The 16792-nt window shown below is 63.6% G+C and carries 19 protein-coding genes and 1 tRNA gene; 7 read left to right on the top strand and 13 right to left on the bottom strand.

Features of this window, described 5'->3' with window-relative positions:
- Positions 1–116: 116 nt before the first annotated feature.
- Positions 117–1346: a pyridoxal-dependent decarboxylase, exosortase A system-associated gene (locus KIH45_RS02535; protein ID WP_213174404.1), complete on the bottom strand. Its 1230-nt coding sequence runs from the start codon at positions 1344–1346 to the stop codon at positions 117–119.
- Positions 1343–2869 (bottom strand): acyl-CoA ligase (AMP-forming), exosortase A system-associated, encoded by a 1527-nt coding sequence (locus KIH45_RS02530; RefSeq protein ID WP_420481922.1) that lies wholly within the window; start codon positions 2867–2869, stop codon positions 1343–1345. The genes KIH45_RS02535 and KIH45_RS02530 overlap by 4 nt, the downstream gene beginning before the upstream one ends.
- Positions 2870–2947: 78 nt before the next feature.
- Here KIH45_RS02530 and KIH45_RS02525 point away from each other — a divergent pair, with 78 nt between their 5' ends.
- A complete protein-coding gene (locus tag KIH45_RS02525) occupies positions 2948–3229 on the top strand; it encodes an acyl carrier protein (protein WP_213174402.1) in 282 nt (93 codons plus the stop codon).
- A gap of 4 nt (positions 3230–3233) precedes the next feature.
- On the opposite strand, the gene trxB is transcribed toward KIH45_RS02525, so the two are convergent.
- From trxB to thiE, 5 genes are all read right to left on the bottom strand, one after another.
- Entirely contained in the window at positions 3234–4196 is a 963-nt protein-coding gene (gene trxB, locus KIH45_RS02520) for a thioredoxin-disulfide reductase (RefSeq protein ID WP_213174401.1), read from the bottom strand.
- Positions 4197–4276: 80 nt separating this feature from the next.
- On the bottom strand, positions 4277–4717 hold the full coding sequence (locus KIH45_RS02515; RefSeq protein ID WP_213174400.1) for a cupin domain-containing protein: 441 nt from the start codon (positions 4715–4717) through the stop codon (positions 4277–4279).
- A gap of 9 nt (positions 4718–4726) precedes the next feature.
- Positions 4727–5428: a M23 family metallopeptidase gene (locus KIH45_RS02510; protein ID WP_213174399.1), complete on the bottom strand. Its 702-nt coding sequence runs from the start codon at positions 5426–5428 to the stop codon at positions 4727–4729.
- Entirely contained in the window at positions 5425–6633 is a 1209-nt protein-coding gene (locus KIH45_RS02505; RefSeq protein ID WP_213174398.1) for a L,D-transpeptidase family protein, read from the bottom strand. Before KIH45_RS02505 ends, KIH45_RS02510 begins: the two co-directional genes overlap by 4 nt.
- 95 nt (positions 6634–6728) lie before the next feature.
- Positions 6729–7379: a thiamine phosphate synthase gene (thiE, locus tag KIH45_RS02500; protein ID WP_213174397.1), complete on the bottom strand. Its 651-nt coding sequence runs from the start codon at positions 7377–7379 to the stop codon at positions 6729–6731.
- A gap of 41 nt (positions 7380–7420) precedes the next feature.
- Between thiE and KIH45_RS02495 the strand changes: the two genes are divergently transcribed.
- A complete protein-coding gene (locus tag KIH45_RS02495; protein ID WP_213174396.1) occupies positions 7421–7810 on the top strand; it encodes a hypothetical protein in 390 nt (129 codons plus the stop codon).
- Between the two features lie 5 nt (positions 7811–7815).
- On the opposite strand, the gene KIH45_RS02490 is transcribed toward KIH45_RS02495, so the two are convergent.
- Genes KIH45_RS02490 through tkt form a run of 5 tightly spaced genes read right to left on the bottom strand, consistent with a single transcriptional unit; the run spans position 7816 to position 13452 of the window.
- Positions 7816–8688, bottom strand: coding sequence for a fructose bisphosphate aldolase (locus KIH45_RS02490; protein WP_213174395.1), 873 nt, complete (start codon positions 8686–8688; stop codon positions 7816–7818).
- Between the two features lie 42 nt (positions 8689–8730).
- Positions 8731–9930: a phosphoglycerate kinase gene (locus KIH45_RS02485; protein WP_213174394.1), complete on the bottom strand. Its 1200-nt coding sequence runs from the start codon at positions 9928–9930 to the stop codon at positions 8731–8733.
- Positions 9927–10400, bottom strand: a complete 474-nt coding sequence (locus tag KIH45_RS02480; RefSeq protein WP_213174393.1) for an MOSC domain-containing protein — start codon at positions 10398–10400, stop codon at positions 9927–9929. Before KIH45_RS02480 ends, KIH45_RS02485 begins: the two co-directional genes overlap by 4 nt.
- Before the next feature lie 15 nt (positions 10401–10415).
- Positions 10416–11423 carry a type I glyceraldehyde-3-phosphate dehydrogenase gene (gap, locus tag KIH45_RS02475; RefSeq protein ID WP_213174392.1) on the bottom strand — a complete coding sequence of 336 codons (1008 nt, stop codon included), beginning with the start codon at positions 11421–11423 and terminating at the stop codon, positions 10416–10418.
- Positions 11424–11439: 16 nt separating this feature from the next.
- A complete protein-coding gene (gene tkt, locus KIH45_RS02470; RefSeq protein WP_213174391.1) occupies positions 11440–13452 on the bottom strand; it encodes a transketolase in 2013 nt (670 codons plus the stop codon).
- Positions 13453–13686: 234 nt separating this feature from the next.
- Here tkt and KIH45_RS02465 point away from each other — a divergent pair, with 234 nt between their 5' ends.
- From KIH45_RS02465 to KIH45_RS19050, 4 genes are all read left to right on the top strand, one after another.
- Entirely contained in the window at positions 13687–13896 is a 210-nt protein-coding gene (locus KIH45_RS02465; protein WP_213174390.1) for a hypothetical protein, read from the top strand.
- A complete protein-coding gene (locus KIH45_RS02460) occupies positions 13896–14216 on the top strand; it encodes a cell division protein ZapA (RefSeq protein ID WP_213174389.1) in 321 nt (106 codons plus the stop codon). The genes KIH45_RS02465 and KIH45_RS02460 overlap by 1 nt, the downstream gene beginning before the upstream one ends.
- Before the next feature lie 344 nt (positions 14217–14560).
- Entirely contained in the window at positions 14561–15148 is a 588-nt protein-coding gene (locus tag KIH45_RS02455; protein ID WP_213174388.1) for a 5-formyltetrahydrofolate cyclo-ligase, read from the top strand.
- Positions 15145–15366 (top strand): DUF2842 domain-containing protein, encoded by a 222-nt coding sequence (locus KIH45_RS19050; RefSeq protein WP_337925385.1) that lies wholly within the window; start codon positions 15145–15147, stop codon positions 15364–15366. Before KIH45_RS02455 ends, KIH45_RS19050 begins: the two co-directional genes overlap by 4 nt.
- Before the next feature lie 96 nt (positions 15367–15462).
- On the opposite strand, the gene KIH45_RS02445 is transcribed toward KIH45_RS19050, so the two are convergent.
- A tRNA-Asp gene (locus tag KIH45_RS02445) sits at positions 15463–15539 on the bottom strand.
- A 243-nt stretch (positions 15540–15782) separates the two neighbouring features.
- Between KIH45_RS02445 and moaA the strand changes: the two genes are divergently transcribed.
- Positions 15783–16790 (top strand): GTP 3',8-cyclase MoaA, encoded by a 1008-nt coding sequence (moaA, locus tag KIH45_RS02440; protein ID WP_213174386.1) that lies wholly within the window; start codon positions 15783–15785, stop codon positions 16788–16790.
- Positions 16791–16792: the final 2 nt, after the last annotated feature.

Below are 16792 nucleotides of genomic sequence, written 5' to 3'. Positions count from 1 at the left end.
ACCGATCAAATCTGCGGGGGGAAGTTTGAGTAAATCCGTATTGGTACTGCGACTGGCATTAATCACTGCGGGGCAAGCATTTCCGCTGCTGAAACGCATCCAATTCGGATAAATCGTTAAAGCAGCATCTCTTTTGCTGGGCCATGGCCAAGGAACATGGCCGGACTGGCGCTGGCTCCATAGGCTCCGGCGCAGAATACTGCGATCACATCGCCTTCGGATATCGCCGGCAGTGCCACTTTCTCGGCTAGCCTGTCGATCGGAGTGCAGAGCCTGCCGACAACCGATTGCGCGAAGTCCGCATCCGCCTCGCCAAAGCGGTTGGCGACCGCGACCGGATAATTTCGCCTTACCACGGTGCCGAAATTGCCCGAGGCGGCCAGTTGGTGATGCAGGCCGCCATCAACCACGACGAATATCTCGCCGTGACTGTCCTTCACGTCGATCACGCGGGTGAAGTAAACGCCCGCTTCTCCGACCAGCCAGCGGCCGAGTTCGATGGCGAAATGCGTATCCCTCAGAACATCCGGCAAGGCAGCGAAGGCGTTGCCCAGCGCATCGCCGACCGCCCCGATGTCGAGCGGTTGGTCACCCGGGAAATAGGGAATGCCGAAGCCGCCGCCCAGATTGCAGTGGGGAAGCGCGATGCCGGCCTCGTCCGCCAGCCTGCCCGCCAGCGCCAGTGTCTGCGCCTGTGTTTCGATGACCGCATCGGCGGATAGCGCCTGGCTTCCCGCAAAGATGTGAAAGCCACGCCATTCCGCGCCGCAACCCGCGATCTCCCGCGCAAGGGCTGGCACGCGCCCGGCATCGATGCCAAAGGGCTTGGCGCCCCCGCCCATCTTCATGCCCGAGCCCTTGAGATCGAAATCGGGGTTTACCCGGATCGCAAGCCGCGGTGCCGTGCCAAGCCGTTCTGCTACCGCCAGCGCCCGCCGCATCTCGCCCTCGCTTTCGAGGTTGAGCGTCACGCCCGCCGCGATGGCCGATTCCAGCTCGCGGTCGTCCTTGCCCGGCCCTGCAAAGCTGATCCGGTCTGCCGGAAAGCCTGCTTCCTGCGCCATCGCGAGCTCTCCGCCCGAGGCGATGTCGAACCCGTCGACCAGGCCCGCCATGTGGCGCAGCACCGGCGCGAAAGGATTGGCCTTGATCGCGTAATGGATCGAGAGCCGCTCCGGCATGGCAGCGCGCAACTGCGCGACACGCCCGGTCAGGCGGGCGCTGTCGTAAACGAACAGCGGCGTCTCGCCCGCTTCGGCGATCCAGTGCGAGACCGGCTGCCCCGCGATGACCAGTTCGCCGTCCCGACCGACATAGCCAGCCGGTATCGGCCCCATCGCCTTCATGCCGCTTCCCCTGCAATTTCACGCGCCAGGCCCGTCCGGTCGAGCTTGCCCGTCGCCCCGCGAGGCAGCTGCTCGCGCCAATGGATGACTTGGGGCTGCATGTAGCTTGGCAGTTCGCGGCGCAAGGCCTTCACCAGTTCCGCCGGAGTTTCGTCGGTGTCCGCACCGCTTGCCGGTCGTGCCACCAGATGCACCGCCTGCCCCAGCTTCGCATCCGGCACGCCCAGCGCCACGCATTCGGCAACCAGCCCGGTCGCCAGAGCCGCGTCCTCTATCTCCTGCGGGCTGATCCTCTGACCAAGCGACTTGATCATCGCATCGCGCCGTCCGACGAAATGGAGCAGGCCTTCGCCATCATACCGTGCCCTGTCGCCCGACCAGACCGCGATCCCGCCGTATTGCGATCCCGCCGGAGCAGGCTTGAACCGTTCATCGGTGCGGGCCTGATCCTGCCAATACCCTTGCGCGACAAGCGGCCCTGCATGGACCAGTTCGCCTTCCTCGCCCGGCGCGGCGAGTTCTCCGTCATCCTTGACCAGCATGATTTCGGCATAGGGGATAGCCCCGCCGATCGAGGTCGGATGCGCGTCGATCATCGAAGGCGGCAGATAAGTCGAACGAAATGCCTCCGTCAGGCCATACATCGCGTAAAGATCGGCTTTCGGAAACTGCGCCCGCAAGGCGCGGACCAGCGGCTCGCCAAGCGCGCCTCCGCTGTTGGTAAGCCGACGCAACGGCGCGACTGCGTCCTCGGGCCAGTCCTGTTCCAGAAGCTGGGTCCACAAGGGCGGCACAGCGGCAAGCGTCGTTATCGTCTGGGCAGCAACCGCTTTCACGACCTCACGAGGCAGGAGATAGTCGATCGGCACGACCGCCCCACCCGCATACCATGTCGAGAACAATTGGTTCTGCCCGTAATCGAACGCCAGAGGCAGGACCGCGAGTGCCCGGTCGGACGCATCAAGCCGCAAGTAATCGGACACGGCCTCCGCGCCCAGCCACATGTTCGCGTGGCTCAGCATCACGCCCTTCGGCCTGCCTGTCGAACCGCTGGTATAGAGAATGGCGGCGAGGGCATCGGGATCGGCATCCGAAGGTGCCACCCCTCGTAATTCGGCGCATTGCGCGCGCACCTCGACCTCGTCCCGCACCTGACAGTCCGCAGGCACGTCACCGTCCTCCAGCCCGCCGAGCCGCCCCTTGTTGCCCATTAGCAGCGAGGCCGAGCAATCGGAAAGGATATGCGCGACTTGCGCGTGTTTCAGCAGCGGGTTCACCGGTACGTGCACCAGTCCCGCCCTTGGCGCTGCGAGCGGCATCAGGCAGGTCAGCCAGCCCTTCCCCGCCCAGCTGGCCACGCGCGCGCCGAACGCAAAGCCGAACGCCGCCAGCCAGCCCGCCAGAGCGGCAACATCACGCTCCAGATCGGCATAGCTCAGCGTCTCGCCCTTCAGCACCAGTGCCGGTGCATCGGGGCTGCCGCGCGAGGTCAGCCGGTCGATCGGTTGGGGATTCGCGACCATCATGGGCAAGCGCATAGCATGAGGCCGCCGCGCCGCCACGCTTGCCTAGGCCCGATAGCGCGGTTAAAGGCGGGCCGCATGAGTGAGGCCGACCCTACCGAACTTCCGACGACCGACGTTCTCCTGCGAGAGATCCTTGTCGATGTGCTGGCGCTTTCGCCCGAGCGTGTCGCCGAATTCGACGCGGACACCGAACTGTTCGGCGCCCTTCCCGAGCTCGATTCGCAGGCCGTTGCAGGCCTTCTGACCGAGATCGAGGATCGCTGCGACATCGTGATCGAGGACGAGGACGTCGACGGCGAGATGCTGGAGACTTACGGCGCGCTGCTCGCCTTCGTCGACGAGAAGCGCGCCCAGTAAGGCCTTACTCGGCCGCTTCCTTCGCAAAATCGAGAGTGGCAAGGAAACGCTCGGCATCGAGCGCGGCCATGCAGCCCGTACCCGCCGCCGTCACGGCCTGGCGATAGGTGTGGTCCATCACGTCACCGCAGGCGAACACGCCCGGAACCGCGGTCTTGGGCGTGCCGGGTTCGACCAGCAGATAGCCGCTGTCGTCCATCGGCAGCTTGCCCTTGAACAGTTCGGTCGCCGGCGCATGGCCGATGGCGACGAACGCGCCTTCGGTCTCGAACGTCGACTCCTCGCCCGTGACGGTGTCTTTCAGGACCAGATGCGTCAGGCCCTTTGCCGGGTCGCCTTCGAAACGCTCGACCGTCTTGTTCCACAGGGTCGAGATCTTCGGGTTCTTGAACAGGCGTTCCTGCAGGATCTTTTCCGACCGCAGCTCGTCGCGGCGGTGGATCAGCGTCACGTCGTCCGAATGGTTGGTGAGGTACAGCGCTTCCTCGACCGCGGTGTTGCCGCCGCCGATGACCACCACCTTCTTGCCGCGATAGAAGAACCCGTCACAAGTCGCACAGGCCGAAACGCCCTTGCCCGACCACTCCTGTTCACCCTCGACGCCCAGCCACTTGGCCTGCGCGCCGGTAGCGATGACCAGAACGTCACCGACATACTCGTCGCCGCTGTCACCCTTTGCCGTGAACGGCGAGCCGCCTTGGATGTCGATCTCGGTGATCGTGTCCCACATCATGCGCGTGCCGACGTGTTCTGCCTGCGCCTGCATTTCCTGCATCAGCCACGGACCCTGGATCACGTCGCGGAAACCGGGATAGTTTTCGACATCGGTCGTGATGGTGAGCTGTCCGCCGGGCTGCAGCCCCTGCACGACGATCGGTTCCATACCCGCGCGCGCGCCATAGATGGCGGCGGAAAGCCCGGCCGGGCCGGAGCCGATGATGAGCATGCGGGTCTTGTGCGTGGCCATTTACGAATTCCCTTTTGAACGCGGGTTCGAAATAGGCCGACAGGCTCCAAATGCAATGGCGTGAAGGGCCGCTTTCCCCGTCAGCGAAAAACCAGCGGCGTCCAATCCGGTGGCGCAAGCTCGAAACCGGCAAATTCGAAACCGGGCGTGACGATGCAAGTCACCAGCGTCCAGTCAGCCAAGGGCTCAGCCGATTGCCAGGCATTGGGAAGATACAGGTGCTGCATCTCGTGGCCTTGGGCGAGATCGGGGCCAAGCGTGCAGTCAGGCAGCCCGATTTCTCCATGCGCGCCTTCCGCTCCCTGCATGCGCAGCGGGCCGCCAGCGTTATAAATCCAAAGCTCGGACGCATCGACGCGGTGCCAATGAGACCTCTCGCCCGTTTTCAGCAAGAAGTGAATGCCTGTCGCCAGCGCTCGCCCTCCACTCGGAGACGGCTCGCGCCAAGTCTCGCGGTACCAGCCGCCTTCGGGGTGCGGTTGAAGGTCGAGAAGCCTGATAACGTCGTCGGCAGTGCCCATGCAGCGAGTTTAGTCGGCGGCGGGCATGCTCAGCAAGGGATATGGATTTTGCGGCGTCCCTTCCCACCATGATTCGTCCGGTGTCATCTGCATCACGGCAAAGTGGAGATGCGGGGCTGAAGCGTCGGCGTTGCCCGTTGCGCCGACCGTGCCGATGCGCTGTCCGGCGCGAACGAAGCCGCCTTCCTCCAACCCCGGCGCATATTTGTCGAGATGGGCGTAATAGTAGATCGTCGCACCATCGGCGCTGCGCACATAAATCGTCTTGCCGCCATCGTCGGACAGGAAGAGCTTTTCGACCGTCCCTTCCGCCGCGGCGACGACAGGCGTGCCCGTGGGCGCCATGATGTCGAGCGCCTCATGCTTACGCGAGCCTCGTGCGTCGTCATAGGAATCGATCAGGTCCGAGGGGGCGACGCCTTCGACCGGCACGCGCAGCGCGCCGAGCGGCTCCATCGACTGGATCGGAGAGACCATCTCGATCGGCACGACATCGTCGGGCAGGCCTCCCTTCGCATCGGGCGAAACCGTGGTCACAGACTTGTCCGGCTCCACATGCGGCGCGAAGAGGTTCACGCCCGCAAAGGCTAGCACCACGATCCATGCCAGCGACGTCAGCCCCGCTGTTACGAGGACGATCCGCAAGTCCCGCCCGAACCGGCGAAGGCGCGACGGTTGGGCAGGTGCAGTGGCGGCGGCGGCCCCGCTCATTCCTGGAAGATGACCTGCGTGCTTTGCGAAACCATCTCGGCAAGGCGCGCCGCATCCCAGTTCGTCAGGCGAACGCAGCCGTGGCTCTCGGCGCGGCCGATCGTTTCAGGCTCGGGCGTGCCGTGGATGCCGTAGTGTTCCTTCGACAGGTCGATCCAGACGACGCCGACTGGACCGTTCGGACCCGGGGGAAGCTGCTGCTTTTCCACGTCATCGGGCACGTCCCAGAACAGCGAGGGATCATAGGCGAATGGCGGATTGTGCGCGATGCCAAGGATCTTCCACTCACCGATCGGCAGGGGATCGTGGCTCGACCCGCTGGTGATGGTGAAGGCCGCAACCAGCTTGCCTTCTGCATCGTAGGCCTTGAGCGTGTCGTCCGACTTGTCGGCAACGATCTTGGCGACTTCCGGCTGGTCGGTGCCGACGCCCAGCATGCGCAGCGTATCGCGCCAATCTGTGTCGGTATCGGCATTACGGTCGATGAAGTCGGCGCCGATGTTCGGCACGCGAATCTGCTGACCCGCGGCAAACTTGCTCGGCGGACCGGCCTTCGCATCGCCCGAAGCCGTGGCGCTGGGGGTGGGCGTTGGGGTGGGCGTCGGCGACGCGCTATCGGTCGATGTCGCTTCGCTCGTCGCGGGCTTGCCGTCGGGGTTTAGCATTTCCAGCGTCTCGACCGTCGTGTGGAAACGCTCCGCCAGCTTTTCGTCCAGCGACTCGTAACCGAGGCGTGTCATTTTCGCCTGTTCCGCGGGATCTTCCGGCAGTTCTTCGAAACGCCCGACCGCAAAATCCTCGGGGATCGTCACGACGCGCGTCGCCTGAATATCCTGCCAGCGCTGCAAGGCCTCCTTGGTGGCGTCATCCAGCTCGCCTGTCTTGTCGAGATCGTTCGCTTCCTGGAACGCTTCGAGCGCGTTCTCGGTCGACAGGCCCATCTTGCCGTCGATCACGCCGGGCGAGAAGCCGAGGCGGTCAAGCACGACCTGCGCCTGCATCGTGGGGCGATCCTCCGCATCGGGGATCGAGACCGCATCCTGCACGTCGCCGCGGTCGTTGCTGCGCATCTCGTCGGCGTAGTTCGCATCGACGGTCTGCGTCGCGGTTGCTTCCGGTGCGGGTGCTTCTTCCTCGCCGCCCGAGCAGCCGGCAAGCGCCAGCATGACCGGAAGGCCGAGCATCAGTGCAGATTTGCGGATCATGGAATTTCCCGAAGATTTTTATCGTCTTCGGAAGCAACGCGCGAAATCGCGGATGGGTCCGCGGCCTGCTTGTTCCTGGCCCCATCCGGGCCTGATCAGGGCTCCGGGTCGGGCTGCGGAGCGTCCTCCATGGCCTTGGCGAACGCCTTGACGGCAGCGACCTCGTCCCCGTTCCAGACCGCACCACAGACCGCGAGGAAGTCCGCCCCTGCCGTTACAAGCGGTGCGCAATTGTCGGGCGTGATGCCGCCGATAGCGACCGAGGGAAGCTCGAAGACGTGGTACCACCATTCGAGCAGGTCGAGCTCTGCCCGGTATTCGGTTTCCTTCGTCTCGGTCGGGAAAAAGGCACCGAACGCGACATAGTCCGCGCCGTCTTCGCCTGCCTGCATGGCAAGGTGGCGGCTGTTGTGGCAGGTCACGCCGATCTGCGCATCGCGGCCAAGCCGTTCGCGCGCATCCTTCACCTCACCGTCCGACTGGCCAAGATGCACGCCATCGGCGTTGAGCCGCTTGGCGAGCGCGATCGAGTCGTTGACGATGAAAGCCACGTCACGTTCCGCGCAGATCGCCTGCAGCGGTTCGGCAAGGCGCGCGGCCTCGTGCTGGTCGTCGATCCCCTTCACGCGGAACTGGAACGCTGTGACGACGCCTTTGCCCGCATCAAGAGCGCGGGCAAGGCGGTCGGGAAAGTCGCCCGAAACGTCGAGCGGGGAAATCAGGTAGAGCTGGCACGTTGTGTTCATGTGCCGCGCTCTACCCGCGTGTGACGCCAGAGGAAAGACGCATGATCAAACAGGCCGCTACCGCAATCGCCATTCTGCTGTCGGGATGCGCCACCCTGCCCAACAGCGACGTCGCGGCCGAGGGGAGTTTCGTGGCCATCGGTGAAGCGGTTCGCAACGGCAATGCCGTGTTGACGCCGCTACAGGTCGGCGAAGACAGCCGTTGCCCATCAGGCGTCCAATGCGTGTGGCAAGGGCGCCTCACGCTGCTCGTCGAAGTCGAACGGTCTGGCGAGAACAGGCAGGCATGGGTGACGCTTGGCCAGGGGACCCTCGTGGGCGAGCACCCCATGGGCGACAACTACGCCTTCACGCTCGAAGAGGTTCGCCCAACGAAAACGGCCGAGGCGGACATCGCCCCGGCCGAATATCGTTTCCGCTTCGGAACCTGATTAGATCAGGCGACGCTTGCGGCGTAGATCTGGTCGATCGCATCGCCCAGCGTCTTGTCGAACTCTGCATCCGACTGCCCTGCGCGCAGGTCCTGCAGCAACCCGCGGCTGAAGCTTGCGATCATGCCCTTGTTCTGCGCCAGCTTTTCGCAGGCCTCGTCCGTCGAGTAACCGCCCGAAAGCGCGACGACGGCCAGGACCTTGGGGTGCGCGATCAGGTCGGCGTAGAGGTTCGCCTCGACCGGGATCGACAGCTTGAGCATGACCTGCTCGTCCATCGTTTCGAGGTTCTTGAGGATCTCGGCCTTCAGGATCTTCTCACCCTCGGCGCGGCCCTCGGCCTTGATCGAGTACTCGGGCTCCAGCATCGGGACGAGACCCGCTGCCAGCACTTGGCGGCCCACTTCGAACTGCTGCGCGACGATCGCCGCGATACCTTCGGGGTTCGCCTCGTTGATGACCGAACGTTCCTTGGTGCCGAAAACGCCGAGCGACTTGGCGCGGGCCAGAAGCGTGTCGAGTTCGGGCATCGGCTTCATCATCTGAACGCCATTTGCCTCGTCCTCGAGACCCTTGTCGATCTTGATGAACGGCACGATGCCGCGATCGATCAGCGCCTGCGGGGTCGGCTTGCCTTCAACCTGTCCGTCCATGGTCTTTTCGAACAGGATCGCACCGATCACCTTACCGTTCGAGAACGACGGGCTGGTGATGATGCGGCTGCGCATCTCGTGGATCTTGGCGAACATCTCCTCGTCGCCCGACCACTCGCTGTCTTCCACGCCGTAACCGCGCAGTGCCTTCGGGGTTGAACCGCCCGACTGGTCGAGCGCGGCGATAAAGCCCTGTCCGTCGGCAATCTGCTTCTTCATATCCATGTAGTCTGCGCTCCCTCGTCGCAATGATCCGGTGCGCTGCCTTTATTGCGACAGGGCAGCAACACCGGGCAGTTCCTTGCCTTCCATCCATTCGAGGAAGGCACCGCCTGCAGTTGAAATATAAGTGAAATCACCGGCCACACCGGCATGGTTAAGCGCCGCGACCGTATCGCCACCACCGGCGACCGAGACGAGCGAACCTTCCTTCGACAGTGCCGCTGCCGTGCGCGCCAGAGCGACCGTGGCGGCATCGAACGGCTCGGTCTCGAACGCGCCCATCGGGCCGTTCCAGACAAGCGTGCGGCAAGTCTTGAGCACATCGCCCAGCGCCTCGACAGCCTGCGGACCGACGTCGAGGATCATTTCGTCGTCGGCGACTTCGTGAACGTTGCAAGTCCGCATCGAAGGCGGGTTCTTCGCAAATTCCTTCGAGACGACGACATCGTAAGGCAGGTGCACGGTGCAACCCGAAGCGTCGGCAGCATCCATGATCTCTTCCGCCGTGCCGGTCAGGTCATGCTCGCAAAGCGACTTGCCCACATCGACCCCGCGCGCGGCAAGGAAGGTGTTGGCCATGCCGCCGCCGATGATGAGGTGATCGACCTGACCGACCAGATGGCGCAGCACGTCGAGCTTGGAAGAGACCTTGGCCCCGCCGACAACGGCTGCAACCGGCTTTTCCGGGCTGCCCAGCGCCTTGTCGAGTGCTTCAAGCTCCTTCTGCATCGAGCGACCGGCATAGGACGGGAGCAGCTTGGTCAGCCCCTCAGTCGAAGCATGGGCGCGGTGCGCGGCGGAGAACGCGTCGTTGACGTAAAGATCGCCATTGGCGGCAATGGCCTTGGCGAATTCGGGATCGTTCTTTTCTTCACCCGGCCAGAAGCGGGTGTTTTCGAGGATCGAGATGTCGCCGGGGCGCATGATGCCGATCGACTGTGCGACGACGTCGCCTGCGACTTCGGGCACGAACATGATTTCGCGGCCCAGAATGTCCTGCACGGCATCGACCACCATCGACAGGCTCATTGTCGAGTTGCGAGCGCCCTTGGGACGACCGAAGTGCGCGAGCAGCAGGACCTTGGCACCTGCATCGGCAAGTTCGAGGATCGTCGGGGCCGAGGCGGTGATGCGGGTCTTGTCGGTGACCTGTCCGCCATTCATCGGCAGGTTCAGGTCGACACGGACCAGCGCGACTTTGCCCGATACGTCACCGACATCGTCAAGCGTGCGAAAGTTGCTCATTCTTCGATCCTTATGGTGTCGCCGGTCCTGATCGTGCCTTCTTCAAGCACGCGGCCAAGCACCCCGCCCCGCCATTCGGGGGTGAGCGCGGTTTTCAGTCCGGTGTAAATTTCTTCCATGCGACTACACGGGTCGCATTCCTGCACGACCTCGATCACGACGTCGTCGCCAATGCGGATGCGTGCGCCATGGTCCCGCGGCAGGGTAAGCCCTTGAACTAGCAGGTTGGCGCGGCGCTCCTGCCAGGGAATTGCCCCTGCATCGAGGCCGAGATCCGCCATCGCGGCAGCCCAGTCCTCGGCGCTGATCAGCGAGACCTGCCGCTTGCGCGGACCATCCGGCTTTATCGCGCCGCGATAGTCCCCCGCGATGCCTTCGCGCAGGGTGACTTTCGCCTCGTCGGTCAGTTCCATGGGGCCACGCGGACGATCGTGCCGCGCGATGCCGCCCAATCGTCCCGTAGCCCCCATGTCAGCCAACCTCTCTTACAGGAAGCTCGCCATCTTGCCGGCGGTGTCGATCATGCGGTTCGAGAAGCCCCACTCATTGTCGTACCAGGACACGACACGGGCAAGCTTGCCTTCGAGAACCGCGGTTTCGAGGCTGTCGACCGTCGAGCTGGCGGGATAGTGGTTGAAGTCCGACGAAACCAGCGGCTGTGCGGTGTAGTCGAGAACTCCCTTCATCGGACCTTCGGCAGCGGCCTTGAGCGCCGCGTTGATCTCTTCCTTCGTCGTATCGCGCGACGGCGTGAAGACGAGGTCGATCAGCGACACGTTCGGGGTCGGCACGCGGACCGACGAACCGTCGAGTTTGCCCTTCAGTTCGGGCAGGACGAGGCCAACCGCACGGGCAGCGCCGGTGGTGGTCGGGATCATGTTCTGCGCACCACCGCGCGCACGGCGCATGTCGGAGTGCATCTGGTCCAGCATACGCTGGTCGTTGGTGTACGAGTGGATCGTGGTCATGAAACCGCGCTCGATACCGACAGCGTCCTGAAGAACCTTTGCAACCGGAGCGAGGCAGTTGGTGGTGCACGATGCGTTCGAAACGACGTCGTCTTCTGCCGTCAGGGTGTCCTGGTTCACGCCGAAGACGATGGTCTTGGAAACGCCTGAAGCCGGTGCGGAGATAAGAACCTTCTTGGCACCTGCCGCGATGTGCGGGCGGGCTGCTTCATCGGACTGGAAGAAGCCGGTGCATTCCAGGACGATGTCGATGCCCATGTCGGCGTGCGGCAGCTTGCCGGGCTCACGCTCGGACGTAACAGCGATCTTCTTGCCGTTCACGGTGATGCTGTCATCGCCAGCTTCGACCGTGCCGGGGAAGCGGCCGTGGGTCGAATCGTACTGGAAGAGAAGTGCGTTGGCCTTGGCGTCTGCCAGGTCGTTGATCGCTACGAGTTCGAGATCGTGGTCGTCACGCTCCAGGATAGCGCGGGCGACGAGCCGCCCGATACGTCCGAAACCGTTGATCGCAACCTTGGTCGCCATGCCAGTAATCTCCTGTTTATTCGCCTAGTTTCGCTTTGATCTGCGGCACGATCGCATCGACCGTGAACCCAAAGCGTTCGAAAAGCTGATCCGCCGGTGCGGATGCACCGAAGCGGTCAAGACCGATATTGAGGCCGTTCGCCATCGTGTAGCGTTCCCACCCGAGAGTGGAACCCGCCTCGATCGATACCCGAAGGATTTCGGACGGATCGACGTTCGGCAGAAGGTCCTGTTTGTAGGAAGCGTCCTGCGCCTCGAACAGTTCCATGCACGGCATCGAAATAACGTCTGCGCCGATCCCGTCTAATTCAAGAGCCTTGGCCACGTCGCATGCCAGCGCGACTTCGGAACCGGTCGCAATCAGGATGACCTTGCGCGCCGCATCGGCCGACTTCAGGCGATAAGCGCCCTTTGCCGACTTGTTTGCGCTCGCCTCCCAGGCCTCTTCACCCTCACCGCGAAGCTGCGGCAGGTTCTGGCGGGACAGGGCGAGGACGGACGGCGTTTCGGTGTTGGCCATTGCGATCGCCCAGCATTCCGCCGTTTCGATCGTGTCGCACGGACGCATGACATTGAGGTTCGGAATGAGACGCAGGCTCATAACCTGTTCGACCGGCTGGTGCGTCGGGCCGTCTTCGCCAAGTCCGATGCTGTCGTGCGTGAAGACATAAGTCACGCCGACCTGCTGCAGGGCCGACAGGCGCACCGCGTTGCGGCAATAATCCGAGAAGATCAGGAACGTGCCGCCATAGGGCGCAATGCCCCCGTGCAGCGCCATGCCGTTCATCGCGGCGGCCATGCCAAATTCGCGGATGCCGTAATAGACATAGCTGCCGTCGTAGTTGTCGATGGTGATCGGACCGGTCGACTTGGTCTTGGTGTTGTTCGAACCCGTCAGGTCGGCGCTGCCACCGATCATGTTGGGGAACGCCTCGGTCAGCGGACCGAGCGCCATTTCGGAAGCCTTGCGAGTGGCAACCTTCTTGGGCTCTGCGACGAGACCGCGGATATAGTCCTGCAGCACTGCGCCGGCATCCGCGCCAGGCAGCGTCGTCGATGCTTCATAAGCCTCGGCGCGATCCTTGTCGGCTTCGTAACGCTGGTGCCATGCCTCACGGGCGGCAGCACCGCGTTCGCCAGTCTTCTTCCAGGCCGCGGCGATATCGTCGGGAATGACGAACGGTTCTGCGGTCCAGCCGAGTTCCTTACGGGCGGCCTCGATCTCTTCGGCGCCCAGCGGCGCGCCGTGCGTCGCACTCGTGCCCTGCTTGTTGGGCGCGCCCTTGCCGATAACGGTCTTGCAGGCGACCAGCGAGGGACGCGGATCGGCAATCGCCTCGTCCAGCGCGCGGCGGATGTCCGCCGGATCATGACCGTCACAGCGAACCGTGTGCCACTTCGACGCGCGATAGCGGGCCTCGACGTCCTCGCTCGACGACAGTTCGACCGAACCGTCGATGGTGATGTTGTTGTCGTCCCACAGCACAATCATGCGGCCGAGGCCGAGGTGACCAGCAAGGCCAACCGCTTCGTGGTTGATGCCTTCCATCAGGCAACCGTCGCCCGCGATCACCCAGGTGCGGTGGTCGACAAGGTCGTCGCCGTGCTTGGCGTTAAGGTGACGCTCTGCAATCGCCATGCCCACGGCCATCGCAAGGCCCTGGCCCAGCGGGCCGGTCGTGCACTCGACGCCGTCGAGCAGGAAGTTTTCCGGGTGACCGGCGCAAGGGCTGCCCAGCTGGCGGAAATTGCGGATGTCGTCCATCGTCGGACGCGCATAACCGGTCAGGTGCAGCAGCGAGTAGATCAGCATCGAGCCATGGCCCGCCGACAGCACGAAGCGGTCACGGTCGTCCCAATGCGGGGCGGCCGGATCGAACTTCAGATATTCGTCGAACAGCACGGTGGCGACGTCGGCCATGCCCATCGGCATACCCGGATGTCCCGAATTGGCCGCCTGTACGGCATCCATGGAAAGTGCACGGATCGCGTTGGCCATGTCGGCCAGGCGGGCGGTATCGGTAGTCATCGTCAGGCTCTTCCCGGTCAGTGCGCAAGGAGCGGGTGATTCGTTGCGGCGCTGCATTGCGGGTCCGACTGCCCCGCGTCAAGTTCACCACTAGTAGAGGTGTGTGCCCTGCCCCGATTGTCGCGCCAGAACGTCGCCATACCGCTTTCGCAGCATCAGGGGTTTGCCCACCTTGCGACTATGCGCCATCGGGCCCATTACGGACCTGAGAGTGGGGAAAGCGAACTTCATAACATGGCAAAGACCGAGCGACTCGAAATGGAAGGCGCCCTCGACAGGCTGGAAGCGATGCTCGAGCGGCTGGAAAAAGCCGTCGTGCAGCCGAACCCGGCAGTGTCGGAGCTGAAGACCCTGAAGGTCGCGCACGAAGCCATGCGCGAGAAGGTCGGCCATGCGCTGGCCGATCTTGATGTCCTGCTCGAAGAATTCGGGAGCCACGGCTGATGGCAAACCTCGACCTTGAAATCGGCGGCCGCCGCTTTGCCGTTTCCTGCCAGCCCGGCGAGGAAAACCACATCTCGCAGCTGGGCCGCATGATCGACACGCGCGTGCGCGATGCAGGCGCGGTCGGGCAGACCGAGCCACGTATGCTTCTGTTCGGCGCCCTGCTGCTGGCCGACGAGGTCCATGCCCTGCGCGAAGGCGATACTGCCCCTGCAATGGACCGCGACGAGGACAAGGCGATTTCCCGCCGGATCGATTCCATCACGGCGAGGATCGAAAATATCGTCCGGCATCTTGAGGGTAGCGACCACCACTCCTAAATTCGCCCTCGACGGGTTCTGCCCGGCACGAGCCGACAGAACATCCCTGAGGCTATAACCAATCCTAGGGGGCTGTCCCTTGGCTGGCTCGTGGGCCGGCTGAAACGGCCTCCACCTGATGCTTAGGCGTCAGAGGATTTCATACGGCAAACGACCCACGGTGGGCCCGTCACCTTTTCGGGGCGCAGTTTCCGCCCATACCGGCCTGCGAACGGCACCTTCGTTGCGCTTCCGGTGCTCACGACCGGACGGTCGCTGCGCGCCGGTTCTCCGAAGGCACCATTCTCGGCTCGATCTGGACGAAAACTGCGCTCCCGAAAGACGATTTCGATCAAGGGGCTTAGATGGACACCAAGGCGGGATTGCGCAGGCGGCTTCGGGATGCGCGGCGGGAGCATGTGGCGGCGCTGCCTGATGTGACGAAGGCGCTGCTGTTTCGCAGGCCGCCCTCGCCCGTTCTTGAGCTCGTGCCCGAGGGCGCTGTCATCGGGTTCTATCACCCCCTGCCTACCGAAGCTCCGACAGGCGGATATGCGCGCTTCTTTTCCGAGGCGGGCCATCGAATCGCCCTGCCCCGCTTTGACGATGCGGGTGAGCCAATGCATTTCGCCGAGTGGGCTGACCCCTGGGGCGATACCGATCTCGATGTCGGCCCCTTCGGCGCGCTCCAGCCTTCAGCCGATGCCGAAGCTATCGCGCCCGACATTATTTTCGTGCCTCTCGTGGGCTTTACCGAAAGCGGTGCGCGGCTGGGCCAAGGTGGCGGGCATTATGACCGCTGGCTTGAAAGCAATGCCGGCGCTTTGCCGATCGGACTTGCATGGGACGTGCAGAGGGTCGACATGCTCCCGCTCGAACCGCACGACAGGCTTCTGGCCGCGGTCGTGACCCCGACCCGGCTCTATGGCCCTTTCGAAAGGCAGGATGCGTGAATCGCCCCGACTGGAAACCGACCTGGCGCAAGCCTGTAGGGATTATCGCTCTAGTTATCGCGATGATGCTATACGTCGGTCTGGTGGTGACACTGATCGAGCCGATCTCGCGCTGGCACGTGCTGCTGCAGGTGCCGGTCTATTTGGTGCTCGGCGTGGTCTGGCTGCTGCCCCTGAAGCGCTTCCTGATCTGGATGGAAACGGGTCGCTGGGGCTGATCCCGCGACCTTGCAGGCAGCTTTAACAGCGCGCAGCAAAATATTGATCCGAAACGAAAAAGGCCCGCTTTCGCGGGCCTTTATGCGTCCTCCAAGTGGCGCGAGTGACGGGGCTCGAACCCGCGACCTCCGGCGTGACAGGCCGGCGCTCTAACCAACTGAGCTACACCCGCTTGCCCCTTGGGGAGCCGCGCATCTATGGGAGGTTCCGCGCCCTGTCAACGATGATCGAAAACCTTTTTTGAAATTTTTTGAAAGTCACGAATTTGCGCGGTTTTGCGTGTCGCCGGGTCAGACCGGTTTCGCGTCGCCGACCATCGCGTGACACGCAAAGGACGAATCAACCGCGCAAATTTTCGCACCTGCACAAGATGCGCGTTTGCGAAGCGGGCCCCTATCTGACAAAGAATTCCCCGATGGCCGAAACCGCCCCTACCCTGATCGACACGTTCCAGCGGCGCATAACCTATCTGCGCCTGTCGGTGACGGATCGCTGCGACCTGAGGTGCCAGTACTGCATGCCCGAAAGGATGCAGTTCCTGCCCCGCGCCGAAGTCCTGAGCCTTGAGGAACTGCACAAGGTCGCCACCGCTTTCATCGATCGCGGCGTCACGAAGATCAGGCTGACGGGCGGAGAGCCGCTGGTCCGCCGCGACATGATCGATCTCGTGCGCGCGATAGGGCGGCGGATTGGTGACGGGCTGGAAGAGCTTACGCTCACCACCAACGGCACACGCCTCACCAAATTTGCCGAAGACCTGTTCGATGCGGGCGTGCGCCGCGTGAATGTCTCGCTCGACACGCTGGATGCAGTAAAGTTCGAGGAACTGTCCCGCCGCGATCGCCTGTCGCAAGTGCTGGAAGGCATTGCTGCGGCGAAGGCTGCCGGACTTTCGGTCAAGATCAACACCGTCGCGCTCAAGGGCGTGAACGAGCACGAGATCGCCGACATCATCGCGTGGGCCCACGGCGAAGGGCACGAAGCGACCCTGATCGAGGTCATGCCGCTCGGCGAAGTCGATGGTGACCGGATCGACCACTACCTCCCGCTGACGCAAGTTCGCAGCGATCTGGAACAGCGCTGGACGCTGGAAAGCGACACCCATCGCAGCGGTGGTCCGGCACGCTATGTCCGCGTGGCCGAGACCGGCGGAAGGCTCGGCTTCATCACGCCGCTCACCAGCAACTTCTGCGATGGCTGCAACCGTATCCGCGTAACCGCGACGGGCCAGCTCTACGCGTGCCTTGGCGGGCGCGAGCAAGTCGACTTGCGCGCGGCCGTGCGTTCGGACGACCCCGACGCCGCTCTCGATGCCGCGATGGACGAGGCGATGACGATCAAGCCGGAACGCCACCACTTCTCCATCCGAGAGAAAGGCGAGGCTCCGCACCTGCCGCGCCACATGTCGGTGACGGGCGGCTGACG

The sequence above is a fragment of the Croceicoccus gelatinilyticus genome (assembly GCF_018398395.1).
Taxonomy (GTDB): Bacteria; Pseudomonadota; Alphaproteobacteria; order Sphingomonadales; family Sphingomonadaceae; genus Croceicoccus; species Croceicoccus gelatinilyticus.
The sequence above is the reverse complement of the archived record's forward strand: the minus strand, read 5'-3'. Positions and strand labels throughout refer to the sequence as shown.